Here is a 25516-nt window from a genome sequence, read left to right on the forward strand (position 1 = left end):
TGTGTGCGTCGATTTTGGGCGGTTGTCTGAAAGAACGACTACGGGGGGTGGTACATCGCGTGCGATGTACCACCCCCCGTGGCTTAGGCGCAGGGCTCGCCTAGCGGTCGGTGCGCAGCCGGCGCCAGGCCAGGATTCCGAGGCCGGCGAGCAACGCTGAGCCCGCGAGGGCTGCTCCGGTGCGGGCATCGCTGCCGGTGCGCACAATCCGCGGCGGATTCGCCGGCGGTGTGCTCGGCGGAGTAGCCGGAGGCGTGCTGGCCGGCGGAGTTACCGTAGGTGTACTCGGCGGAACCGTGGGCGGCGTCGGTGGCTCACTCGGAGTGGGAGGCACCGACGGTGTCGTTGGCGGTACCGACGGCGTTGTAGGTGGCGTCGTCGGCGGAGCCGGGGGAGTTGTCGGCGGTACCGGCGGCTCGGTTGTGGGCGGTACCGGCGGAGTGGTGGGAGGAGTCGGTGGCTCCGTCGTCGGCGGCGTAGTCGGCGGCGTAGTCGGCGGAACCGTGGGCGGCGTAGTAGGCGGAGGCGGCGGGGTCAGGGTATTGACCACTGTCACCGCACGGTGAATAACGCCGTCCTCGCCCGGGGCTTCGGGGCTGCCGGGAGTCTCAGGAGCGCTAGGGGCCGCCGGAACCGGCACGATCTCGCCAGCTCCCTTCTCACGCAGCCCGTACACATAGGCCACGCCCTCCGCAGTGGCGCGGGGCAGCCCGGTGAGTGTGCGAACCCAGTTATCCGCCTTCGTCACGGTGAAGCTCTGCACCACCTCGGGATGGGAGAAAGCCGCATCGGTATCGCGCAGCAGCTCGAATTCCACCTGCTCGGGCAGCGCAGCACCCGGCACCGGATCGCTCGAATCGCGGTAGGCCCACTGTTTCGTGACCGCGATATCCACCGGCGTAGGCACCTCATTGGCGACCTTCCCGACGAACCACACCTCGGGCGGAGCCATGCCTTCCGCCAGTTCCGGGCGCTTAGGCAGTTTTTCACCGCGCTGCACCAGCAGCTGCGACGGCTCCAACACCTTGGTTTTCAGCACCTCGCCAGCAGCGTCCAGCTCCTGCACCGCGTAGACGTACAACTCTCCAGCATCAGTGCGGATCGGTAGATTTGTGAAGCTCTTCGTCCACTCCTCACCGGCCGTCACGCTAAACTTCTGTACCACCTGCGGCTTCGGGAGCTCAGCGGAGGTATCGGAGACCAGCCGCATCGGCACACTCGAGGAGGCAATATCCGAAGGACGTGCCGGCACAGGATTGGGCTTATCGCCAGCTGGCGGCGTCGTCGTCGTTTCATAGAACCACTGTTTCGTGACCGTTGCCTGCGCGTAACCCCACGTGCCGAAAATAACCGAGCCATTCGTGCCGATACCCGCCCCGCGCGGCGCGGTGTTGCCCGTAATGACCAGGCGCGCGGCATCGCGAGCCGCACCCTGAGCCGGATCGGAAACCACGGCGGCAAATCCCTCGTTCGAAATCTCGCGCCCCTTGATGAGTTCGGGGCGCGGGCGTTCCTTCTCGGGCAGGCTTAGCTGCGCCGGGTCGAAGCGGGCACCTTCGTTATCCTGGTAGTAATCCACCAGGCCGCCGCCCAGAATCGCATCCGAGGTCCACACCGGCGCGGAGCTGACCGAACCGAGGTTATCGTGCGCGAGGTCCGCGCCGTAGCGAGTCGCGGCGTTCCCGAAAATCGCCGCGCCGTTATCCACGTGGACCTCTACGCTGCCGGTGGGGCAGGTCCAGATCCCGCCGCCAATCCCGGAAGCGGAATTCGCCGTGACCAGAGTGTTGCCGGCGTGCAGGGTGTAGGTGGCGGTGGAAACATAGACCCCGCCGCCCTGCTGACCAGCCTCATTGCCACTGATGGTGCCCCCGTTGAGCTGGACCTTATTGGAGACCACGTTCACGCCGGCCCCGGTGCGCCGGCTGGAGTTATTCGAAATCGTGCCGCCGTTCATGGTGAAGGCGCCGGGGGACAGCTCCGACCACTGCGCGGTGGTGAAGCCCCAGTTCTTACCATCGCCGGGAACCTCTTGCCAGGTGCCGTCCGCACCCCACACGTACAGGTCCAAGGTTCCCACGCCGCCACCGTTGGGTGCCGAATTGGAATCGATGGTGCCGCCGTTCATGGTGACCTCGGAGTTACCGAAAGAAAGAATCCCACCACCGGAGAAAGAAGCGCGGTTCTTGGAGATGGTGCCACCATTGATCGTGATGAAGCTGCGGGTGCGAGCAGAGTTTTCGGGGGTGGCATCCGATGTGGACCACAGCCAGGTGAATGCGATCATCCCGCCCGCGAAACCGGAATTTTCCGTGATGGTTCCGCCGTTGATGGTGACGTTCCCGCCTTTGTACACGCCGATCCCGCCAACTTCGCCGTAACCGTAAGAGTCAACAACACGAGCTTTGCCCTTGCTAACCTCCCCGCCGTTCATCACGAAGGTGGCGCCCTCGGTTACCGCGATATTCGCGGCGCCGTACTGGACTGCACCAGGATTATTGAGCTGACGATGATTATCGGTGACGTTCCCGCCGTTGAGGGTAAAACTGGCATCTTTCCCGCTGATGGTGATCGCGCCCTGGTAGGTCTGCTTCGCTTCGCGCACCCCGGAAAATTCCCCGCCGTTAATGGTGAGGCTGCCGCGCACATCCAGGAGAGTGCCGCCGCCCGGGACCCATTCCCCGCGGCTGCGCATGCGGAAAGTGCCGCCGTCGTAATTATCGAAAGTGAGGGCGGCGCCTGCCGGCACCTGCACCATCACGCCGCTGAAGCCATCTTCGCGCACCAGTCCGGAATCAGTGGCACCCCACGGGGCGCGCCCGCCGTTGACGAGCTCAATATCCGCACCGGCGGGAATCTTCAGGGTACTCGTGAGGAGAGTGTCGGTGGCGCCCAGAATAATACGGGTGGGCGTGGTTCCGGCCTCGCGAATGCGCTGGGTGAGGAGATCCTCGGGGCACGTGAGGTCGTTGGGATCTTGTGAACATTGCACGACGGCGCGCGGCGACGCCGCCGCATCGGCCGCGGGGCTACCGCCGGCAGGGTTGGTATCGGCAGCGCGGGCCGGTCCCGGAGTGGCCCACACCAGCGTGCCGAGAATAAGGAAGAGGACCGCCAGGAATATGAGGAGCGCGCGGGAGCGCGGCTGGCGGGTGGAGGGCTGCGGCATAATCACTCCTTGGGATTGGCAGCTGCGGTGCTGCGGTAATTTTCCGGGTTCCCTAGTTAGTACCAATAACAATATCATTGTTCATTTTAGTATGACATCGCATTAAAATGTGGCGGCTGGGACATTGTGGTGGATATGTGCGCGATGCCACGAATTTGTTGCTAAAGCTTCACCAAAAATTAGGAAAGTATCACTACCATTCATTACAGCTGGTTATAGCAAAAACCACCCGATGGTGGAATTTCTCATCACATTTTCACGCAAGGAAGCTCGATGAATCGACATTTAATGATGCCGCTGGCATCACGGCGGTCACTTATTGCGCTGCTATGCACCGTGCTGCTTCTGAGCTTGGGGTGGGGAGTGCTCCCACAGGCCTCCGCCGCTCCCGCAGCAGGTACGCTCACCAATGTCTCTGTCAGTATTACCGGTGATGACACCTATGGCGATTACGATACCGAGGCAAAGAACGGCAAAGTTGGCTATGGCTCACGGGTGTCTTTCCAATGGGCCTTTGTGGCATCAGATGCCACTGCCACCACGATCTCACAAACCCTTCCGGAAGGCTGGAGTTGGGAGACGGGCCCCGGGCTTGACGCGGTGCTGGGAGGAACATCGAACGGAGTGGAACGCTCCTATACGGTGAGTGCGGATGGGCGGACCCTGACCGCCACGGTGAGTAATGAAGGCGGTGCAGGTACAGCCGCTGTGGTGATTCAGCCCATTATTGCGCGGCCCGGAACCGGGGTGGGGCCGGGCAGCACCTACAGTCCCGAACTCGAGGTCACCGATGCGCAGGGCACACGCACCATTGCGGTATCCGGTGCTCCCAGCCTGGTGGAAGTGGTGGGGCAGCTTGACTTCGATCTTGGGCACGGGAGTGATCCGGTTGATGACTCATCCACCTACCGCGGGGAAGGCTCCTATGATTTCGGTTCCGGGAAGGAAAAGGGCAATTTCTTCGGTTTCACGCCGAAGTACAGCTTCCCCTTCTCTGATCGATGGACATTTGAAAAACCCCTCACCACCGCGGTCACATTTAACATCACGGTGCAAGAACCCGGAGCGAGTGCGCCGCGCCCCTTCGTGCCGGAGCGGTGGGCGGTAGTTCCAGTGCGGTCGGGGATCACCGCCGAGAAAGGGGACTCTTTCGGAAAGTTCACCCTCACGGGCGCGCAGGCCCGGGATGGGGATTCGGCAGCCTATGCACAATACCGGGTGTGGATTCCCGCTTCCGACATTGCGAAATTACCTAATAAGACGCTCGTGACGTTCACCAGTTCCGTGGCTCCGGTTAACCCGCGGGGCAGCTCGGCGTCGTCGCCCTCACAACCTCTACACGAAACAAACCTGCTCAATAACACCGAAACCCTCACGTGGACGATTGATCGGCCAACGGAGGGACGGCTCATCACGGATACCACTGCGCGTTACGGTCGCAATCCGGAGGGAAGCGATCCGGACGCGATGCGCACGAGCCCGGGCTTGGGTCATAACGGTGTTGTACCGCCGAATACTCCGTATGCACTGATCGGCATCGCCTACCAGTATCTGGATAACACTCGCCTGGGCGGTCAATACGAAAGCGTGGGCTCGGCCGATAACCAGGTCACCATTGAGCCGGGCGACCCGGCCTACCAGCGTATAGATCCGCGCACCGCGCGCCTGTTCGTGAAAACCAGCGATATCCCCGGGGATCCCTACCCCAAGGGTATGCCTGGCGAAACGGCTAATGGCTACTATGAGATCCCGAAATCGGATTATGACCTGTACGTGCGAGCAGGCGCGAAAGGTAGCCCGGAGCAGCGCGAATTCCGCCCGCTCTCGGAATACTCCGGCGATTTTAGCGATGTTTTTGCGTTGCAAGCGCGCCCCAAAGTGAATAACGGCAACTTGCTGTCCAAACGCACGGGCTCGGCCGCTGCGCTAGATCGGTACCATATGTACTTAACGGTTCAAGCGGTGGCAACGTCGGACGCGGTTTTTGTTGATGATGGCGTTCCCCTCTCCGTGAGTATGCGGTCGAAGTACCAGGGAAGAAGTCAGTACAAAGGTACCGGAGTTCGTATTTTCGTGGCGGTGGGCGAAGCGCGTTTCCAGGCTTCTTCCCTGGCCACTATTAATCCGGACGGAACTGTGGGCAACCGTATAGCGGTCGCGAAAACAAATCATAAGTACCGCTATACCGTTCGTCCTGAAACCTTCCTCGTTCCTAACTCGCCCCACACCACAGCTGCCCATGCACAGGTGCTCATGTGCCTGCCCGCAGAAGTGGTGGACGTGGATCTCTCCCCCGTGGATGCCACCACCTGGAAGGGGAGCAAGGCTACCGATGCGAACCTCTGCGCGGATGGGCGTACCCCGTACCTCTTCGATTACGTGGCCAACGGCGGCAAACTGCCCGTGGGCCAGCCGCTGCCCGAGATTCCTGTCAACCTTCAGGTGGGACCCTATTTACCCGAATCCGGCCAGCTCAATCTGGATTCCTATTTCCGCGGTGACGATCTGAGGAAATGGTATTGGAGGGCCGTGATCGATCAGGCCGGCTGGCAGGCCCAAACCTCCACGGACGTCACCATGGTGCTCGTCGCGGGAGCGAATTACCTCAAGACGCTCCGCGCGCCCAACGTCCAGCGCAACGAACCGGTTTCGTACCTGCTGGAAATGTACAACACCACCATGGATTCCATGGGGCACGCTATTTTCGTGGACGAACTCCCCTACGTGGGTGACGGTCGCGGCACCACCGTGACCCCGGTTCTCACCGGGGTAGAACGCCTCCAGGGTGAGGCCGCCAATGTGCGAGCCGAATACACCACGGCACCGCACGGCACCATCGGAGCAGCTCCGGCCGCGGGCGTAACGTGGCAGGAAGTCACCGCTGCCACGGACCTCAGCCAGGTCACGGCACTGCGTTTCGTCATCAACGATTTCGCGACGGGCCCGGCCGGAGGTGCCCGCTACGCACTCACCCTGGAAGCCCCGCAAGCTGAGGCCGGCGCGGTCATCGCGAATACGATGACCGGACAGTTGCGCACCGCCTCGCATTCGCCGCTTCCGCTCACCGCAGGCGAACCGCAAAGTGCCACCGTGGTCGCCGCCACCGTGAGCGGGCGCATCGCCGTGGATATTAACGACGACGGCGCCAGCGCGGATGACACCGCGCTGGCCGGCGCTACCGTGCGCCTCCTCGATGCCAGTACCGGTGCCCCCGTGCTGGGCCCCAGCGGTGCTCCGTTGGAAACGACGGCGGCAGCCGATGGGACCTACTCCTTTAATAATGTCCTGGCCGGAAACTACCGTATCTCCGTCACCCCACCCGTAACTGACGGGGGCGCCAGCTACGTACCCAGCTACTCACCGGCGGGGAAAGACGGTGCCACTAGCGCCGCGGTAACGGTGGAACGCGCGGCCACACTGGAAGGCCAAGACTTCGGATTCTTCCACGCCCAGCCCGCGCTCACCCTCACCAAGGCAGCCGCGCTCGCGGCCGATGGCACGGGTGCGAATGCGGCGGCCGGTGATACCGTGACCTACACCTTCACCGTGACGAATACCGGGAACGTTCCGCTTGCGCAGGTGGCCCTGAGTGACCCGAAGGTCAGTGGGCTTGTCATGACCTGGCCTGATGCTGCCCAACCGGGCATGTTGGCGCCGGGCGCCGTCGCCACCGGAACCGCGCAAGCCACGCTCACCCAAGCCGATATCGATGCGGGTCGCGTGGATAATACCGCCACGGTGACCGGAACCTCGCCGCACAATACGCAGGTGCAGGCCACCGCGACGGTGACCACGCCGCTGCCGGCCGCCGGTGCACTGACGGTAAGCAAAACTGCTACGCCTCCGGCCACTATCGCGGCCGGCGAGCACGTGCGCTACTCCATTGACGTGCGTAATACCGGGAACGTGACGCTGAGCGGCGTGACGATCACGGATCCGCTGCTGGGTGGAGAGCTAGGCACTATCGCAACGCTGGCACCCGGTGCTTCCCAGCAGGTAACCGGAACCTACACCCTTACCCAGGCCGATATTGACCGCGGCACGCTGGACAATACCGCCACTGCGACCGGCACCGATCCGCGCGGAACCGCGGTGAGTGCCCAGGGTAGTGTGACGGTGTCGCTTCCCGAAGCTCCGGCGCTCGCGGTCACTAAAACCGCTACGCCCCCGGCCACCATCGCGGCCGGCGAGCAGGTGCATTACCGCATCGCGGTGCGCAATACCGGGAACGTCACCCTGCATGGAATTATTGTGAACGATCCGCTGTTGGGCGGGAAACTCGCCACCATCACCACCCTGGCTCCGGGAGCCAGCGGCACGGTGGGTGGCAGCTACACCCTCACCCAGGCCGATATTGACCGCGGCACGCTGGAAAATACCGCCACGGCCGCGGGCGCGTCCCCGCATGGTACCGCGGTGGAGGGTAGTGCCACGGTTACGACCCCGCTTCCCGGGACCGGGGCATTGCGCTTGGTAAAAACGGCCACGCCGCCCGCGCAACTGCGCGCAGGTGAACAAGTGGAGTACATCATTGAGGTGAGTAATAGTGGCAATGTGACCCTGAGCGGCGTGACGATTGCAGATCCGCTACTGGGCGGGGAGCTGGGCACTATCGCAACGCTGGCACCCGGTGCCTCCCAGCAGGTAACCGGAACCTACACCCTTACCCAGGCCGATATTGACCGCGGCACGCTGGACAATACCGCCACTGCGACCGGCACCGATCCGCGCGGCGTTGCGGTTACGGCCAGCGATAGCGCCACGGTGAGTATCCCGGACGGTGCCCAGATCCAGGTGATCAAGCAGGGTAGCGCGCCCGCGCGCCCCGCTGGAACCGTGCGGGCCGGGGACGAGGTCACGTGGACCTTCACCATTGCTAATCGCGGTACCACCACGCTAAGTGAGGTGGCACTGCGCGATGAGCTTCCCGGCTTGAGCGCGGTGACCTTCGGTGAGTGGCCGGGTGCGGCCGGGGTGCTCGCACCGGGTCAATCGGTGACTGCGAGCGCTACCTCGCACATCACCCAGGAACTTCTGGATGCCGGAGCGGTGGAAAATACCGTGGAGGTGAGCGCGACCTCAGCGCGCGGGTTGCTGGTGCGCGATAGCGCAACCGAAACCGTGCTTCTCCCGCAGTGCCCCGGATTCACCCTGGTGAAGACGGGTAGCGTAGAAAAGGAGAAGTCGCGCGCGGGTGACCTCATTACCTGGTTCTTTACGCTGGAGAACACCGGCAATACCACCCTGCGGGATCTTGTCATTCAAGATGACTTCCCGGGTCTGTCCGAGATTGAGTACAGCTGGCCGGGTGCTGCCGGGGTGCTCGCTCCGGGTGAAAAAGCTAGTGCTACCGCTACTTCGGTGCTGACCCAGGAGCAGGTGGATGCGGGTACCGTCCGCAACGATGCCAACGCCACCGGCGTGACCCCCGGAGGGGACACCGTGACGAACAAACCGGGCGACCCGAGCGAACCGGGCACCGGTGGCCACGGTAGTGTCACCATCACCGGCCACCCTGGAATGGTGATGGAGAAAACCGCAACTGTGGACGGGGACGTGATTGTCTATCGTTTCGAGGTGCTCAATACCGGAACAACAACGCTCACCGGCATCACTATCGACGATCCTATGAGCGAGCTGGGGCCCATCGAGTACACCTGGCCGCGTGCGGCAGGGGTGCTGGCACCGGGAGAAAAGCTCGTAGCGCAAGCCCGAGCGAAGATCACCGCGACGATGCAGGGTACGACGGTCACCAATACCGCTACCGTTACCGCGGTGACCCCGAGTGGCGAGAAGGCCACACCGGCGACCGCCAGTGTGGACACGAAGATCCCGCCCGCACCACCAGTCCGCAAGCAACTCAGCCACACCGGTGCTGAGCTTGCGATGCCCATCGCCCTCGCGATTCTCCTCCTGGCCGGAGGCGGAGCGCTGCGGCGGCGGGAAAAGGCTAACTAGCGGGAAGTACCGCTAACGCGGGTACAACATGCAGGGCCCGGCCGGGATCACGATCCCGGCCGGGCCCTGGTGTGCTGGTGGCCGCGCCGCCCGCCTATTTAGCCGGCGACGAGCACGTGCAGCTGGCGTGGGCCGTGCACGCCTTCCACGCGACTCAGCTCGATATCCGAGGTGGCGGAGGGCCCGGCCACGAAGGTAATCGGTTGGCCATCGCGCACCGAATCCTGGAGCCGGGTCATCGCCTCGGGGGTATTGGAAACAACCTGATCGGCGCGCAGCACGCACACATGCGCATCAGGTACCAGGGTGAGCGCACGCCGGCCCTGGTCGGCGCGATGGTCCATGGCAAAAGTACCGGTATTGGCCACCCCGACAGCGGCGGCCGTCACCACCGCATCAATATCGTTCAGCTGGCGGGCGCTGAGGTTATCGTCGTCGTACACCTGGAAACCATCCTCCGCAATAGCCGCGCGCCAGGAAGAATCCAGCCCCGCGGGAAGCACCACGGAGCGCGCGCCGATGGCGTGCAGGTGGGCGACGATAGCCGCCGGGACCGCCTCCGGGGCGACCCGCTCCACGTCGGCCTTGTAATCGGCCACGAGCTCGAGGAAATAATCCACGAGGTCGCCCTCAATGGCGGTGGGCTGGTTGTATTCCCAGCTGATCGCGGATTCTTCCGGATCCCGGCAGGGCACATCACCGAGCGCGGAGCGAATCCGCGCGAAAATCTCATCGCGTGCCGAGGTCATGACAGCTCCTCTGTGGTTGGGCGGCCGAAAATATCAGGTGCGGGCGAAACCGGCCCCGCGGTGGGCGGCACTTGCCCCGCGGTGGGCGGTACTTGCGTCGCGGTGGGCGGCACTTGTCCGGCTCCGGGCGGTAGCTGCGCGGGCGGAGCGGCGGGGGAGCCGTCGATCAAATTTGGATCGCAACCGAGCTGATGCAACTGCCCCTTCTGCAACTCTTTCTGGAAACGCTTGAGCTGCCGTGCTTCGCGTTTCTTGCGCCGCGCGAACGTGGCGCGGGCACTGCGCTTGGGCAGCATGGGAACATCACGGGCCCGGGTCCAGCGGTGCACGCCGGGAATATGCCAATTCCCGATGTAATGCATGAACAGGCCCATCACGCGCCCGCCCACGCTGGCCAGCCGGGCTGCGGCCTCCAGGCGCCAGCCCTTGCCCATCACCCAGCCGCCTCCGGCCATAAGGATCGGTTCCACATGCGGGCGCAGGCCCGCTTCGGCCCGTTTCTTATCCACCGCTTTGCGCCGCAGGTGCACGAGGATATTCGAAATCGGGATTTTCACCGGGCACACTTCATTACACGCCCCGCACAGGGTGGAGGCGAAGGGCAGGGAGCGATCCACCGCCGATTCCAGGCCGCGAATTTGCGGATTGAGAATCGCGCCGATAGGCCCGGGGTAGACTGACCCGTAGGCGTGCCCGCCCACTTTCTCGTAGACCGGGCAGATATTCAGGCAGGCCGAGCAGCGAATGCAGCGCAGCGCCGCGCGCCCCACCGGGTCGGAGAGCACCTTGGTGCGCCCGTTATCGAGCAAAATAATATGTACATCGCGCGGGCCATCACCTTCGCGCGCGCCGGTCCAAATAGTTCCGTAGGGCGCCATGCGCTCACCGGTGGACGAACGCGGCAGCAGCTGCAAGAACACTTCGAGATCCTGGAAAGTGGGGAGAATTTTCTCGATACCCACCACGGAAATGAGGGTTTCCGGCAGGGTGAGATTCATACGCCCATTACCTTCGGATTCCACCACCACCAGGGAACCCGTTTCCGCAATGGCGAAATTCGCGCCGGAGATCCCCACCTTGGTGCGCATGAACTTTTCGCGCAGGTGCACGCGCGCCGCGGCGGCCAGCTCGGCCGGCTCATCGGTCACATCGGGCGGGCAGGGAGTGCCGTACTGGCCCATTTCCCGCAGGAAAATCTCACGCACCTCGCTACGATTGCGGTGAATCGCGGGCACGAGGATATGGCTGGGGCGGTCATGCCCGAGCTGCACAATAAGCTCGGCCAGGTCCGTTTCCCACGCCGCGATCCGCGCTTCTTCCAGGTGTTCGTTCAGGTCAATTTCCTGGCTGACCATGGACTTCACCTTGGTGACTTCGCTTTCCCCGGTGGCGCGCACCAGGTCGATAACGATCTGGTTGGCTTCCTCCGCATCGCGCGCCCAGTGCACGTGCGCCCCGGCCGCGGTGGCGTTCTTTTCAAACTCTGCCAGGTAGTAATCGAGGTGGCGCCCCACCCGGTTCTTAATATCGGCGCCGGCCTGGCGGATATCCTGCCAATTATCCAGCTCGCTCACCACCGCCTGCCGCTTGGCGCGAATGGTGTGGGTGGCGTGATGGAGATTCTTCGCCTGCGTTTCGTTACCCAGCTCGCGTACCGCGGCCTTGGGGAAGGCCGGGGAATCAAGCAGATCCCCGTCGGGCGGGGCCGGGGTGAGGCGTTCCAATTTCAGTGTTTTCATGCGATCCTCCCGGTGGGGGTTGTTGCGGCGCCCGGTACAGCCGCAGCGCCTACGGTTCCCGCCCCGGCGCTCGCACCAACGGGTGCGGTCTGCACCAGCAAATTGACCATGTGAATGGGGCGCACGGGTTTCTTCTCCCGGTGGAGAATCCCCCCGAAATTCATGAGGCAAGCATTATCGAGGCTCGCCACGTATTCCGCCCCGGTTTCCAGCACGTGCCGGGCCTTATCGCGCCCCAGCGCAATAGACACGTCCGAGTTCTTCACGGAGAACGTGCCCCCGAAGCCGCAGCACTGGCGCATATCCTCCAGCGGGATATATTCCAGCCCGCGCACCGCCTGCAGCAGGCGAATGGGGCGATCACCCACCTCGGCCACGCGCAGCGAATGGCAGGAGGCGTGATAGGTCACGGTATGCGGGAAATACGCGCCCACATCCACCGTCCCGAGCACATCCACGATGAACTCGCTGATGTCGTAGACCCGTTTCTGCACTTCGTGGACGCGCCGCGCCAGCTCATCTTCACCGGCATCCAGCGCCAGCATCTCGTGCTGTTCGCGCACCGAACCCACGCAGGATCCGGAGGGCCCCACAATATAGTCGTAGTCCTCAAAAGCTTCGAGGAAAGCCCGCACGCTCGGCAGCGCCCGATCAAAATAACCGGTATTCGTGAACATCTGGCCGCAGCAGGTCTGGGCGCGCGGGAATTCCACCTCGCACCCGAGCCGCTCAAGCAGCACCGCGGTATTATTCACGGTATTCGGGAACATCACCTCGTTAATACAGGTGGCGAAAACCGCAACTTTCTTGCGCGGTTCCGGCCCGGGAATCAGGCTCATATCAACTCTTTTCTTTCGTTTTTGTTACGACGACGGCGCCGCTGCGCGGCGCTGTGCCCGGCCACCCGCGGAACTGAGGCGGGGCAGGAATTCATTTAGGCGAGGAACCCAACCAGCAGGCAGAGCAGGATGAGCAGGCCGCAGGCCCAGGGCAGAGACCGGCGCAGCAGCACGGATTCCTCGCCGACCATATCCACCCCACCGGTGGCAATTGCCAGGGTTTGCGGGCTGATCATTTTGCCCACGGCCCCGCCCACGGTATTGCAGGCAACCAGCAGCCCCGGGTCCGCCCCGATCTGGGTGGCGGCGGTGTGCTGTAGATTGGCGAAGAGCGCCGTTGTGGAGGTTCCCGAACCGGTGACCGCGGTGCCGATCCACCCCAGAATCGGGGCGAGGAAGGGGAATACGGAACCGGCTCCGGCAATCCAGGTGCCGATCGTGAGGGTTTGCCCGGAAAGGTTCATCACGTAGGCGAGGGCGAGCACGGAACCGATGGTGAGGAAAGTCCAGCGCAGCTTATAAACCTGGGCGAACATCAGGCGTGCCACTGCGCCCGGCTTCATCCGGTAGCAGGCGGCCAGCACCAGGGCGGTCAGGAGCAGCAGGGTGCCCGGGGAGCTCAACCAGGCGAAAGTGTAGGTGGTGGAGGCGGCGGGCGTACCGTCGGCCCCGCGCACCAGATTCTCACCCCCGGCCCACAGGGCCGGCCAGTGGATCGTCACATTCGTGGCGGCCAGGGCACCGCGGATCGCCGGCACCATCTGGGTGGTGACGAAAACGGCCACGATGAGTACGTAGGGGAAGATCGCCCAGGCCAGGGCCGCGGGGCGGATCCGTTCGGTGGCCGGCCGGGGTGCGGCGCCGGTGAGGCGCTCGGCCGCGGCCCGGCTCCCGCGCGGTTGCCAGATGCGCAGCAGCGCGATTCCCACCGCCAGGCTCACTAGCGCGGGCACCATATTGACCAGGCCGGGGGCCAGGGTGCGGGCCGCGAACCAGGTGCTCAGCGCGTAGGACGCCCCCACCGCCAGGGCCAGGGGCCACACCTGGGCCAGGCCGCGCCAGCCGTCCATAATGAGGAGGAGTGCGAAGGGGATGAGCCAGACGAGCACGCTGGTTTGTTCGCTGATCTGCGCGGAGAGGGTGGCGGCATCAATGCCGGTGAGGTTCGCGCCGGTGAGCACGGGGGTGGCCATTGCCCCGTAGGGCACCGCGAAGGTATTGCCCACCAGCACCGTGAGCGCCGCCTTCCAGGGCGCGAAACCGAGGGCGAGCAGCATCACGCCGCAAATTGCTACCGGCGCCCCGAAACCTGCCAGCGCCTCGAGGAGGGCGCAGAAACTAAAAGCGATGAAAATGCCCAGTGCGCGCGGATCGGGGGAGAGGCGCGCGAAAGCCTGCATGAGGGTGTCGTGATGCCCGGAGGCCACCGTGAGTTCGAACAGGATAATCGCGGTGAGAACAATCCAGGTGATGGGGAAGATCCCGAAGACGGCGCCTTCCAGGCCGGCGGCCAGCGCCATGCCGGCGGGCATGTGGAAAGCAAAAATCGCCACGGCAAGCGCAACGACGACGCCGCATACGCCCGCCCAGTGGGCTTTGATATGGAAGGCGCCCAGCAGGAGGAACACCGTGAGGAGCGGGAGGAGGGCCACGAGGGCGGAGAGGGTGAGACTCCCCAGCGGCGCGGTAGTTTGTGTAAAGGCTTCCACGATGTTCTCCTATCCATCGCACGAGGTCGGGTCGGATGCGGGTCGGTGAGCAGCGTTGGTCACGGCGGTCGAATCCGAATCCGGTTAAGTCTGATTAAGATCGTACGGACGTAGGTCACAAGATAAAAATTGAGAGCACATAAATAGAGGTGATATTGCACACAAAACACCTAGTAAGGGACTCCTTACTCTGGCGGAAAACTAGTAAATGTGCTAAACGATTCGGCGCGCTGTGCGAGTGGCTAGGTATGTAGCTGACGGCCCGTCCGCTCCGCGTGACACGCCGGACGGGGTGGTTACCAGCTTCACAAAGCGCGGGCCCTAAGTCCTAAAACCGCGGAAATGGGCGCAAAGCGGGAGTGGTGGCGGCGTCGTAACAACCACAAGTTCTAGTGGTCTTTTGTTCTAGGTGCCACTAGGTGTAGTGTTTAGCCTTGTAGTCGTTCCACCACGCACACAGCGTGACAATCCGAAACTGAGGAGACCTCATGAGCATTACCGTCTACACCAAGCCCGCGTGCGTGCAGTGCAATGCCACCAAGCGCGCGCTCGATAAGGCGGGGCTGGAGTATGAGCTCGTGGATCTCACCCAGGATGCGGAGGCCCTCGCCGCGGTCAAGGCCCTCGGGTACCAATCGGCACCCGTGGTCATCGCGAACGGCCGCCACTGGTCCGGCTACCGCCCCGATGAAATCAAGGCGCTCAAGGCCGGCGCGCAGGCCACCGCGGAACCCACCCTGGTGACTGCCTAAGCTGGCGGTGCGGCCGCGTGCCGCCCGCTGAGGAAAGAACCGATGGCACGTATCGTCTATTTTTCTTCTCAAACAAATAACACGCACCGGTTCGTGGAAAAGCTCGGCTACGATGCCGTGCGCATCCCCATCCACGGCGAAACACCCGTGGTGGATGAACCCTACGTGCTTATTTGCCCCACCTACGGTGGCGGGAACCATCGCGGCGCCGTGCCGCGCCCCGTCATCAAATTCCTCAATAACGAACACAACCGTGCACTCATCCGCGGTGTGATCGCCGGAGGAAATACCAATTTTGGCGATGTTTACGGACTCGCCGGGGATGTTATCTCCGCGAAATGCGGCGTCCCCATGATGTATCGCTTTGAACTGCTCGGCACGCCCACGGACGTTGCCACGGTTAAGGAAGGTTTGGAACAGTTTTGGGCATCGCAACACTAACGGATACCGGTTCGGAAAACCTGGGTGATTCGCTCGTTGATTACCACTCGCTCAACGCCGAGCTCAATTTGTACGACGCCGAAGGCAAGATCCAATTCGAGAAGGATCACGAAGCCGTGCGGCAGTACTTCCTCCAGCACGTCAATAAGAACACCGTGTTCTTCCACGATCTAGAAGAAAAGCTCGAGTACCTCGTGCGCGAAGGGTACTACGAAAAACGCGTGCTCGAGGCCTACGATATGGCCTTTATCAAGGACCTCTACAAGAAGGCCTACGCGCATAAGTTCCGCTTCCCCACCTTCATGGGGGCCTTCAAGTACTACACGTCCTACACCCTGAAGACGTGGGACGGTACTCGCTACCTCGAACGTTTCGAGGATCGGGTGTGCATCGTGGCCCTCGCGCTGGCCGATGGCGATACCGAGCTGGCTACCAACCTCATGGAAGAAATGATTACCGGGCGTTTCCAGCCGGCCACCCCCACGTTCCTCAACGCCGGTAAGCAGGCGCGCGGGGAATTGGTATCCTGCTTCCTGCTGCGGGTGGAAGACAATATGGAATCCATCGCCCGCGCGATTAACTCCGCACTTCAGCTCTCCAAGCGCGGGGGTGGGGTGGCGCTCAACCTCACCAATCTGCGTGAGCAGGGTGCCCCGATTAAGCGCATCCAAAACCAGTCCTCCGGGGTGAACCCGGTGATGAAGCTGCTCGAGGATTCTTTCTCCTACGCGAATCAGCTCGGGGCGCGCCAGGGCGCGGGGGCGGTGTACCTGCATGCCCACCACCCGGATATCATGCGATTCCTGGATACCAAGCGCGAAAATGCGGATGAAAAAATCCGTATCAAGACCCTCTCGCTGGGCGTGGTGATTCCGGATATTACCTTCGAGCTGGCTAAGAACCGCGAGCCCATGTACCTCTTCTCCCCCTACGATGTGGAGCGGGTCTACGGCAAGCCGCTCACCGAGATCTCGGTGAGCGAAAAGTACCGCGAGATGGTCGATGACAAGCGCATTAAGAAGACGAAGATTGATGCGCGCCAGTTCTTCCAGACCCTCGCGGAAATCCAGTTCGAATCCGGCTACCCGTACATCGTGTACGAGGACACCGTCAATAACACCAACCCGATTAAGGGCCGGATTACCATGTCCAATCTGTGCTCGGAAATCCTCCAGGTATCCGAGCCGTCCGAATACAATGCGGATCTTTCCTACAAGCATGTGGGCAAGGATATTTCCTGTAATCTTGGCTCTCTCAATATCGCCAAGGCGATGGATTCTGAGGACCTGGGTAAAACCGTGGAGATCGCGGTGCGTGCCCTCACGGCGGTATCCGACCAGACCAGCATTGATTCGGTGCCTTCCATTAAGCGCGGCAACGATATGTCTCACGCTATCGGGCTGGGGCAGATGAATCTGCACGGCTACCTGGGCCGCGAGCGGATCTTCTACGGGAGCGAGGAAGCCCTCGACTTCACCAATATGTATTTCTATACGGTGGCCTACCACGCGATTCGTTCCTCCATGCTGCTGGCGAAGGAGCGGGGGGAGCGCTTCGAAGGTTTCGAGGATTCCACCTATGCGAACGGTGCTTACTTCACGAAGTACCTCGAGCAGGAATGGGTCCCGCAAACCGAGCGGGTGCGTGAGCTGTTCGCGGCGCACCATATCCCCACCCGGGAAGATTGGGCGCAGCTGGCCGCGGACGTAGCGGAATACGGGATGTATAACCAGAACCTCCAGGCGGTTCCGCCCACCGGTTCCATCTCCTATATCAACCACTCCACCTCCTCGATTCACCCGATCGTCTCCAAGATTGAGATCCGCAAGGAAGGCAAGATCGGGCGGGTGTACTACCCGGCGCCGTATATGACTAATGACAACCTGGAATACTTCCAGGATGCTTACGAAATCGGCCCGCAAAAGATCATCGACACCTACGCGGTGGCCACCCAGCACGTGGACCAGGGGCTATCCCTCACGCTGTTCTACCCGGACACCGTGACCACGCGCGATGTCAATCGCAATTACATCTACGCCTGGCGCAAGGGCATTAAGACGCTCTACTACATGCGTATCCGCCAGGCGGCCCTCCAGGGTACCGAGGTGGAAGGTTGCGTCTCCTGCATGCTGTAGGTATGCGGTGTTTACTCGCGCGGAGTGAGTGAACGGTGGGCCGGTTGCGTGGAAACGTAACCGGCCCGCGCGGCTTAAGCGCGGGCGCGGGTGGCGGTACGACGGCCCAGCTAGCGGCCCTCCGGCCCGGTGAGCTCCAGAAGGGAGCGGATATCCGCCCCGGAGATCGGCCCGCGGGCCGCCTCATCCACCATGCCGGCCAGCTCGCGTTTGCGCGCCTGCAAGGCGATGACTTTCTCCTCGATGGTATCCGCCGAGGCAAGCCGGTACACGGTGACCGGTTTATCCTGGCCAATGCGATGGGCGCGGTCAATGGCCTGCTCTTCGGCGGCCGGATTCCACCACGGATCCATAATGTACACATAATCGGCTTCCGTGAGGGTGAGCCCGGTGCCGCCCGCTTTGAGGGAAATGAGGAAAACCGGGGCGCTACCAGCGCGGAACGCCGCAATCGCGCCGGCGCGATCCCGGGTGGACCCATCCAGGTAGCTATAGGTAATACCCTCTCGATCAAGCTGGTGGGCAATACGTTCCAGATAGGTAGTGAACTGGGAGAACACCAGGGCGCGGTGCCCCTCGGGAATAATCTGCTGGAGGTGCTCAAGGAGCAGCGTGGTTTTCGCTGGCGGGGTGGTAATGCGCGGATCCACCAGGCCCGGGTCAATCGCCATGCGCCGCAGCCGGGTGAGCGAGGCCAGAATCGAGATGCGATTAGCGTTCGGGTCGTCGATAAGCCCCAGGATTTCCTGGCGTTCGCGTTCCAGTTGCTTGCGATAGCGCTGCGCGTGGGCCGGTGCGAGGGGAACGCTGAGCTCGGTGACCGTGCGCGGGGGAAGGTCTTTGGCGACCTCGGCTTTGCGGCGTCGTAACATAAAGGGCCGCACCAGGCGCGTGAGCAGCGCGGCCGCCTCCTCATCATTGAATTTCTCAATGGGGTTCTGGAATTTTTCCGTGAAACGCGCGTGCCCCGGGAGCAGGCCGGGGCTGGTGAGGGCCAGCAGGGCCGCCAGATCCGAGAGGCTATTTTCCACCGGGGTGCCGGTAACCGCGAACGTCCAGGGGCGGGTGAGCGCGGCGACGGCGCGATAGCCCACCGTGCTGGGATTCTTCACCGCCTGGGCTTCGTCGAGGATAACCCCGCCCCACTCCACTTTCGCGTACTCCGCCCGCTCGAGGCGCAGCAGAGTATAGGAGGTCACCACAATATCCGCGCTCGCGGCAATACCCGCCACATCCTGTGAACGGCGTTTACCTGAGCCGGTGATGGTGTGCACGCGCAGCTCCGGGGTGAAGCGGGCCGCTTCGCTGCGCCAGACCGGCACTACGGACGTGGGAGCCACCACGAGCACCGGGCCTTCCAACTTGCCCTCCGCGCGTTCGCCGCTGATCATGGCGAGCATCTGCGCGGTTTTACCCAGGCCCATATCGTCGGCCAAGATGCCGCCGTAGTGAGCCCGCGCCAGGTGGGTGAGCCAGGAATAGCCAGCCTCCTGGTAGCCGCGCAGGGTGCCCTGGAAAGTTTCGGGAACCGGCACCGCCTCGCCAAGGTGATCAAGCTGGCCCAGCGCATCGGTGAGCGCCTGCGGATTGGCCAGCGCCGATAGATCCAGGGCGTGCACCCGGGTCCGGGGCACGGAAATGCTTTCCGGGGTGACGGTGCCGAGCGCTGCGGCGTCGTACAAAAGCTGGCGCAACGCATCGAAATCGCTTCCCAGCGGGATGACCACATCTCCGAGCACCAGATGGTAGGTGCCGCTGGTGAGAGCATCGTAGAGGACGGGGAGGGGGACCTCGTGCTCCCCGACGGTGACGGTCACGCCCAGATCCAGCCAGTCGCGATCCTCGGTGACGGTGGTGGTGAGGACCGGGGCCTCGGTGAGGACGGTGAGGTCCGCGTTCTCCTCGAATGTGACCGAGATTCCGGCTGCGCGCCAGGCGGGAACGATATCCTCGCGCAGGTGCTGGTAGCTGGTGATATCCAGGTTGCAGCCGCGCGGGAAGTGGAGGTCCGGCATCTTGGCTGCGAGCCAGGCCCTTTGAGCTGCCCGAAGTTGGTCCTGCGGCAGCTGCATGATGCCACTTCCCCGGGTAAGCGGTGTATACAACGTTGGTGTGTCGCTCGGTTCCGTGCCGTCGGCACCCAGCAGCTGGCGTTCCGCGTACCACTCCAGCAAGAACGGCCCGGTGATCCTACTGGTGAGTTCGGCGGGCGCGGGGCGGCGGATCCGGGCGTGCAGCACCGGCTCGGAGAAACGATGGGGCGTGAACGCGCCATCGGGGGAAACAACCCTGATATCGGGCGGCAGGGCAGGGAGGAGGTTGAGTTCAAAAACGGGGACTTCCGCGGCGGGGATGCGCAAGGGCTGCGCGGAGGCCAAGGTTTCGGAGAGAGCGCCGGGCAGGTTCGGGCTGACCCGGCCAAGCACGTAGGAATCGTTTTCGTAGCTGATAGCGAGGGCCGGCTCGGTGCCTTCGATAACGGCGGCCGGGGTGCCCTGCGGTGTTTCTGGTAGCACTCGCAAGAGCAGATCCTCGCTCCCGCGTTCGCGGGCCGATAAGCTGAGCTGGGCTCCCCAGGGCGCTTTATCAAGGAGGAGCGGCTGGTCGGTATCCCCGCAAAAAAGCTCCACCCCCGCATCGCGGGCATTTTCCAGATAGGCCATCGCCGTGGTACCCAAACTTTGCAAGGAAATACTCGGATCAAAAAATGAGGCGCGTTTGGCTACATCATGTAATTCTTGCAGTGCCGCAAGCTGGAGGGGGTCCAAGCTTTCCGCGGAAGAACTGTAGCCACGCGAAGGGGAGATAGTGGACCAGGTGGTGGTGCGGCGTGACCACTCGCCGTTGAGATTCCGCTGGGTCGGGCGCAGCAAACCCGTGACCGCCCCGCTTTCCGTATTGCGGCTAAGGATAAGCCCGAGACCGCGCGTTACCGGGCGAGGCTCGTGTGCGGCCAGGGTATCGGCAAGCAGCGTTGTCCACGAACGCTCCCGCGCACGGCCTGCGTATATCAGCAACGTGGCGACGATGTGCTTACACCGCGTTGAAACCGGGCAGGAACAGGAGGCGGTGAGGGGATGCACCGAGGTAACGACAACCCGATAGGTGTGCCCGTTCCCGAGCACGCGCGCTGAGATGCCGTAGGCAGTTTCGGTTATATCAAGAACGTGGCCATCTAACGCGTATCTCTGCCCCCGCGCAATCGTGGGAGGCGAGAAATAAAGCTCGTAGAAATCCGAGGTAAGCGCTGCGATAGCAGAGCGAAGTGTGCCGGCCATCCTTTAATTTTAAGACGCATCCGGGTATGGGGAAAGTCCGGGCTCCGGGTTCTCCGGGCCGGGCTCCGGCGGGCGAACCGAGCGCGTCGCGTTCGGGGCGGCGCGGTAGGATGGGTGCCACTTCCGCGGAATCGCCCCGTGGAGAAAGAAGGCAGAGCAGGTGAGGAATCGATATCGGCACGCGGGCACCCTGGCGGTGCTACTGGGCACGCTGCTCACGCTGGGTCTGGTAGCGGGGCTAGTGGGCGGCTGCGCACTGGTCAAAGCCCCGGTGCTCGCCGCTCCGATTCCCCGCCCGGTTACGTACGATAATTTTGGCGACGACGCCGTCGCCGTCGTTTTAGACGACGGCGACAACCTTAGCCAACGCGATCTCGATGCCGAATTTGACGACTCGGGCATTGTGGACGGCCGGGTTTTGGCCGCCGCCTACCACCGCGGTGCCGGGTTTCCCGATTCTGTGAACGCTGCTCTGAGCGACGATCCCAAGGTGAGCGACGTCGGCCTGGGGGAGGGCCTGCCCGGGGCGGGCTACAACTTCCCGGGAATCCCGCAGGTGGGTACCTTCTTCCACGTCGTTCCGGGAACCACCCAGGTGATTCGGGGATGCACCGGCGTGGTGCTCGATACCCCGGGCCGCTCCCAGATTCTTTCCGCCGCGCACTGCTGGCCCGGAGATGCCTTCGCCGCCACCGTTTTTGTGCCCCAATTCGCCATTATCGCGGGTGCCGCCTATATCCCCCACGGCATTTGGCGCATCGACCCGGACGCCGTGGTCATCAACGATGCGTATTACAGCGATGATGACGATGCGGATCGGTACGACGCCGCCATCCTCACCGCGGACCCGGACCGCTTCGGAAACCTCCTCGAAGATGTAACCGGCGGGCTATCCATCGCGGAGGTAAGCCCGGAACAACCCGATATTGAGGTAATCGGCTACCCGGTGGCCGAATCCTTCGAGGCTGATAATTACACGTCCGCCTACCCGCGCCACTGCCGCAATTCCACCGAAACGTTCACGGAGAACGGCGTGGATTACTTCCATATCGAATGCGCCGGGATGCCCACCGGGGTCTCCGGCGGGCCCTGGCTCCAGCAGAACGAGGGCGGGGAATGGGCCATTGTGGCGATTACCGGCGGGGCACAGGACGGCGGGGGCTATACCGATGACGAATCCGTGGGCGTCCCCATGGATAACCTCATCGCTGACCTGCTGGAAGAAGCCCGTATCACCCTGGAGGATGCCACCCTGGAGCCCGGCAAACCGGCGCATGAAGTCCTCGGCTACCTGGGTGGCCAGCCCGACCGCGCGGATGCTTTCACCGTATGGCCCTCCGGGGCGGTCGCGCTCTACCTGGATGCCGGTAGCGGAGAGGAAACCCTGCCGCGAGCCGAAGAAGAAACCGGCGAGGTATCCCAGTTAAATGCGGCGCGCACGTTTCGTTCCGTGCGGATCCTCGGTGGGCGTGATCGCCGTTTACGTAATCTCCGCACTCTCGCGGCCGGGGACCTGGACGGCTCCGGCATGGCCGATATCCTCACCCTCGGGCGGGATGGCGCCCTCATCCTCTGGCACGATCCGGGGCTTTTCGGCCTGCGCCACCCCGAGCACCTCAACCCGTATCTCCCCCTCGAATTCACCAATGTGGAGAAGATGAGTATCGCTGATGACACCCTCACCGTCACCGGCACCGATGGCACGACGACGCAGTATGCGGATATCTCCGAGCAAGGTATCCAGCCCCGGTCGCGCACCTCATGACCTGGCTCGCACCGCTTACCGATTCAACCGTCTAGAATGGGCGGGGTGTGGCGGCGCGAGCGGCGTCGTCGTTCTTAACCATCATCTATTCCGCATCACCTGCGCTACCAAGGAGCTACTGTGATCCCCCCGAAGTTGAAACTTGTCAGTTCTGTGCAAGCCATTAACTGGAACCGCATCGAGGACGAAAAAGACCTCGAAGTGTGGGACCGCCTCACGGGGAATTTCTGGCTGCCCGAAAAAGTGCCGCTTTCTAACGACATTCAGTCGTGGAATACCCTCAAGCCGCACGAGCAGCTCATGACCACCCGGGTGTTCACCGGGCTGACCCTGCTCGATACCATTCAGGGCACCGTGGGCGCGGTTTCGCTTATCCCGGACGCGGTGACCCCGCACGAGGAAGCGGTGTATACCAATATCGCCTTCATGGAATCGGTGCACGCGAAGTCGTATTCCTCAATTTTCTCCACGCTTATTTCCACCGACGAGATCGACGAAACTTTCCAGTGGTCGGAAAATAACGAATTCCTGCAGAAGAAGGCGCAGATCGTGCTGGATTACTACCGCGGGGACGATCCGGAAAAGCGCAAGGTGGCCTCCACGATGCTGGAATCCTTCCTCTTCTACTCCGGCTTCTACGCGCCCATGTACTGGTCCGCGCACGCCAAACTCACCAATACCGCCGACCTCATCCGCCTTATTATTCGCGACGAGGCCGTGCACGGCTACTACATTGGCTACAAGTACCAGCGCGCGGTGGAGAAAGCCAGCAAGGAACGCAAGGCCGAACTCAAGGAATACACCTTTGAGCTGCTCCAAGATCTTTATGAGAACGAGGAAGAATACACCGCCAGCCTCTACGATGAGATGGGCCTCACGGAGGACGTCAAGGCATTCCTGCGCTACAACGCCAATAAGGCGCTCATGAACCTCGGTTACGAGGCGCTGTTCAACCCGGACCAGACGGCCGTCAACCCGGCGATTCTGGCGGCGCTATCCCCGAACGCAGACGAGAACCACGATTTCTTCTCCGGTTCGGGATCCTCCTACGTTATCGGTGAAGTGGAAGATACTACCGACGACGACTGGGATTTCTAGCGTGCTTGCGCGCTCGCGGTGGTGCGGCCTGCGGCGCAGGTGCGGTACGACGCCGCAGCGCCGGCCTGGCGGTGATTGCGCATTCGGTGCGTGACGAATTCCGCCGCGAAAAAACTGGCATCGCGCCCCGGTGAGCGTGTACGCTAGTAAGGCTTGCACGGGTTGGCTCAGGCTTTCCCGGTGAGCATGGAGACGTGACTGAGTGGCCGAAAGTGGCACCCTGCTAAGGTGTTAGTCGCAGTAGCGGCTCGAGGGTTCGAATCCCTCCGTCTCCGCCAATGTGATGTCCCGCGTCATAGGTCTGCCTGTGGCGTCGCGGCCATCGTGCTTGTGTGTAACTGAAGTTCTATGAGGTTTTAGGGCCCGCGGGCCGGCCACGTAAGACGAAGGAGTGCGACCGATGGCCACCACTATTCTCGGCTGGGGCTACGAGGGGAAAACCATCAATGATCTGCTCGCCACGCTGGAAGCTAACCGAGTCCATACCGTTGTCGATATCCGGCTTACTCCCATCAGCCGCAAGAAGGGATTCTCTAAAACGCGGCTTCGCCAAGCGGTTGAATCTACGGGGACTCGGTATGTTCATATGCGATCCCTCGGTAATCCGAAAGATAACCGGGTAGCTTTCGCCCATCCTGGAACTCCCGAAGCGCATGCCGCCTACGTACGATTCCGCAACGAAGTACTTACCACTCCGGAAGCGCAGGTGGCCATCCACGAGATTGCTGACCTCGCACATGACGGTACGATCCTCGTTCTCTGCTTCGAGGACAATCACCAGCAGTGCCATCGAAAGCTCGTGATTGAGGAAGCGTGTGCTGTATTAGAAGAGGCCGAGCGCTTCGCGGCTTGAGCCAAAAATGCCTAAAACCAGGAAACTGTGGCGTTTGTGCGGAGCGGCTTGGTTGCCAACAATAATCCGCAGTGGAAGGCCGGACGTTTCACGTTGTTTAATGAATTTCTTTTCGAATTCTTGCTGGGCATACTCGATTGATACCGTTGGCGGCCAATGACGTTGCAGCGCTACTGCTTCCCAGTCGGTGATGGTCAAGGAATGACTCGGGCAATCGGGAAAAACGCAACGAAATTCAAGCCGAGCAATAAACCGCGGGGCTTCCAAGGTGAGCCCCTTGTTACCGAAGATATCTTCGTCTTTATATTTGCGCAGTGCAGCTTTCTGCTGTTCATTCCAGCCCGGGTGAAGCGATACTTTAATCGTTGGTGTTGCGCGGGGCGTGATAAGCGCAAGGGATTGCGCGGCCGGATTTCTCTTAGCTTCCGTTCGTAGTTCACAAAGTGATTTAGCGGGAAGAGGGTCGAGGTAGATAGCTCTCTTGTCCCACCCGGTAATAGGCTCATCTTGCGGTTGAGGATCATCGGTGACCCTTAAGCTTTCTTCCCGATCATCACCGTTAGGTGCACGGACGGATACTCGAATAGTTTGATATTTCTTGAAGCGGTCGGTGCCGTCAAGATAACGGAAGGCGATGGGGTAGAGCCTTACCCAGCGAAGCGGATCGAGGGCTACTCCGGCAACGCACACGGTTTCCTTGTATTTTTCTGAGGGGATGGGAGCTGTTTTAACAACGACTAAAACGTCGATTTCTCGACCTAGCTGGTCCAGTTCCCTTGCTTTGCTGATATCCATGGGCGTGCCTTCACGTCGAAGATGGTGGTGTGAGTCAAGGGTACAAGATTTTCCTGACGCTAGGGAGGGGCTGGATTGCACGGGTCTGGCGGATTAGACTCAAGCGCAAAGAGGACCTGGTCTGATCTTTGATAGGTAGGGTTGCCGAGACAAACCGAAACGAGGGTGTCAAATGGTTTGTGTAAATGCTTGATTTGACTAAGAAATTGAGGATTAACTATGACTATGACGGATGC

The 25516-nt window shown here is 62.1% G+C and carries 14 protein-coding genes and 1 tRNA gene; 8 read left to right on the top strand and 7 right to left on the bottom strand.

Annotation, left to right across the window (positions count from 1 at the left end; all coding sequences use genetic code 11):
- Positions 1–100: 100 nt before the first annotated feature.
- Entirely contained in the window at positions 101–3169 is a 3069-nt protein-coding gene (locus ACRQEG_RS03340; RefSeq protein ID WP_016442125.1) for a Cna B-type domain-containing protein, read from the bottom strand.
- Between the two features lie 273 nt (positions 3170–3442).
- On the opposite strand from ACRQEG_RS03340, the gene ACRQEG_RS03345 reads away from it, so the two are divergent.
- On the top strand, positions 3443–9127 hold the full coding sequence (locus tag ACRQEG_RS03345) for a DUF7507 domain-containing protein (protein ID WP_284891927.1): 5685 nt from the start codon (positions 3443–3445) through the stop codon (positions 9125–9127).
- Positions 9128–9225: 98 nt separating this feature from the next.
- On the opposite strand, the gene ACRQEG_RS03350 is transcribed toward ACRQEG_RS03345, so the two are convergent.
- The 4 genes from ACRQEG_RS03350 to ACRQEG_RS03365 form a co-directional block, all read right to left on the bottom strand.
- Entirely contained in the window at positions 9226–9876 is a 651-nt protein-coding gene (locus ACRQEG_RS03350) for a LutC/YkgG family protein (RefSeq protein ID WP_016442127.1), read from the bottom strand.
- Positions 9873–11615 carry a LutB/LldF family L-lactate oxidation iron-sulfur protein gene (locus ACRQEG_RS03355; protein ID WP_274778618.1) on the bottom strand — a complete coding sequence of 581 codons (1743 nt, stop codon included), beginning with the start codon at positions 11613–11615 and terminating at the stop codon, positions 9873–9875. The genes ACRQEG_RS03350 and ACRQEG_RS03355 overlap by 4 nt, the downstream gene beginning before the upstream one ends.
- Entirely contained in the window at positions 11612–12454 is an 843-nt protein-coding gene (locus ACRQEG_RS03360) for a (Fe-S)-binding protein (RefSeq protein ID WP_016442129.1), read from the bottom strand. Before ACRQEG_RS03360 ends, ACRQEG_RS03355 begins: the two co-directional genes overlap by 4 nt.
- Before the next feature lie 95 nt (positions 12455–12549).
- Positions 12550–14163, bottom strand: a complete 1614-nt coding sequence (locus ACRQEG_RS03365) for an L-lactate permease (RefSeq protein ID WP_274736463.1) — start codon at positions 14161–14163, stop codon at positions 12550–12552.
- 488 nt (positions 14164–14651) lie between these two features.
- Between ACRQEG_RS03365 and nrdH the strand changes: the two genes are divergently transcribed.
- Genes nrdH through nrdE form a run of 3 tightly spaced genes read left to right on the top strand, consistent with a single transcriptional unit; the run spans position 14652 to position 17491 of the window.
- Positions 14652–14915 carry a glutaredoxin-like protein NrdH gene (gene nrdH, locus ACRQEG_RS03370; RefSeq protein WP_016442131.1) on the top strand — a complete coding sequence of 88 codons (264 nt, stop codon included), beginning with the start codon at positions 14652–14654 and terminating at the stop codon, positions 14913–14915.
- Positions 14916–14957: 42 nt separating this feature from the next.
- Positions 14958–15356, top strand: a complete 399-nt coding sequence (nrdI, locus tag ACRQEG_RS03375; protein ID WP_016442132.1) for a class Ib ribonucleoside-diphosphate reductase assembly flavoprotein NrdI — start codon at positions 14958–14960, stop codon at positions 15354–15356.
- Positions 15338–17491, top strand: a complete 2154-nt coding sequence (gene nrdE, locus ACRQEG_RS03380; RefSeq protein ID WP_375713884.1) for a class 1b ribonucleoside-diphosphate reductase subunit alpha — start codon at positions 15338–15340, stop codon at positions 17489–17491. Before nrdI ends, nrdE begins: the two co-directional genes overlap by 19 nt.
- Positions 17492–17601: 110 nt before the next feature.
- On the opposite strand, the gene ACRQEG_RS03385 is transcribed toward nrdE, so the two are convergent.
- Positions 17602–20769, bottom strand: coding sequence for a DEAD/DEAH box helicase (locus ACRQEG_RS03385; RefSeq protein ID WP_284891884.1), 3168 nt, complete (start codon positions 20767–20769; stop codon positions 17602–17604).
- 160 nt (positions 20770–20929) lie between these two features.
- On the opposite strand from ACRQEG_RS03385, the gene ACRQEG_RS03390 reads away from it, so the two are divergent.
- The 4 genes from ACRQEG_RS03390 (at position 20930) to ACRQEG_RS03405 (ending at position 24485) form a co-directional block, all read left to right on the top strand.
- Entirely contained in the window at positions 20930–22534 is a 1605-nt protein-coding gene (locus tag ACRQEG_RS03390) for a trypsin-like serine peptidase (RefSeq protein WP_274734267.1), read from the top strand.
- Positions 22535–22654: 120 nt separating this feature from the next.
- Positions 22655–23632 (top strand): class 1b ribonucleoside-diphosphate reductase subunit beta, encoded by a 978-nt coding sequence (gene nrdF / locus ACRQEG_RS03395; protein ID WP_375712897.1) that lies wholly within the window; start codon positions 22655–22657, stop codon positions 23630–23632.
- Positions 23633–23820: 188 nt separating this feature from the next.
- Positions 23821–23910 (top strand) — tRNA-Ser (locus ACRQEG_RS03400).
- A gap of 122 nt (positions 23911–24032) precedes the next feature.
- Positions 24033–24485, top strand: coding sequence for a DUF488 domain-containing protein (locus ACRQEG_RS03405; RefSeq protein ID WP_274734266.1), 453 nt, complete (start codon positions 24033–24035; stop codon positions 24483–24485).
- On the opposite strand, the gene ACRQEG_RS03410 is transcribed toward ACRQEG_RS03405, so the two are convergent.
- Positions 24456–25280, bottom strand: coding sequence for a DUF8757 domain-containing protein (locus ACRQEG_RS03410; protein ID WP_274734265.1), 825 nt, complete (start codon positions 25278–25280; stop codon positions 24456–24458). The genes ACRQEG_RS03405 and ACRQEG_RS03410 overlap by 30 nt on opposite strands.
- Positions 25281–25516: the final 236 nt, after the last annotated feature.

This window comes from Actinotignum stranguriae, from assembly GCF_051265215.1.
Taxonomy (GTDB): domain Bacteria; phylum Actinomycetota; class Actinomycetes; order Actinomycetales; family Actinomycetaceae; genus Actinotignum; species Actinotignum schaalii_C.

What these genes read in the sequence shown, in the direction of transcription:
- ACRQEG_RS03340 (WP_016442125.1), bottom strand. Translation starts at nt 3,169, where the DNA reads ATGCCGCAGCCCTCCACCCGCCAGCCGCGCTCCCGCGCGCTCCTCATA.
- ACRQEG_RS03345 (WP_284891927.1), top strand. Translation starts at nt 3,443, where the DNA reads ATGAATCGACATTTAATGATGCCGCTGGCATCACGGCGGTCACTTATT.
- ACRQEG_RS03350 (WP_016442127.1), bottom strand. Translation starts at nt 9,876, where the DNA reads ATGACCTCGGCACGCGATGAGATTTTCGCGCGGATTCGCTCCGCGCTC.
- ACRQEG_RS03355 (WP_274778618.1), bottom strand. Translation starts at nt 11,615, where the DNA reads ATGAAAACACTGAAATTGGAACGCCTCACCCCGGCCCCGCCCGACGGG.
- ACRQEG_RS03360 (WP_016442129.1), bottom strand. Translation starts at nt 12,454, where the DNA reads ATGAGCCTGATTCCCGGGCCGGAACCGCGCAAGAAAGTTGCGGTTTTC.
- nrdH (WP_016442131.1), top strand. Translation starts at nt 14,652, where the DNA reads ATGAGCATTACCGTCTACACCAAGCCCGCGTGCGTGCAGTGCAATGCC.
- nrdI (WP_016442132.1), top strand. Translation starts at nt 14,958, where the DNA reads ATGGCACGTATCGTCTATTTTTCTTCTCAAACAAATAACACGCACCGG.
- ACRQEG_RS03385 (WP_284891884.1), bottom strand. Translation starts at nt 20,769, where the DNA reads ATGGCCGGCACACTTCGCTCTGCTATCGCAGCGCTTACCTCGGATTTC.
- ACRQEG_RS03405 (WP_274734266.1), top strand. Translation starts at nt 24,033, where the DNA reads ATGGCCACCACTATTCTCGGCTGGGGCTACGAGGGGAAAACCATCAAT.
- ACRQEG_RS03410 (WP_274734265.1), bottom strand. Translation starts at nt 25,280, where the DNA reads ATGGATATCAGCAAAGCAAGGGAACTGGACCAGCTAGGTCGAGAAATC.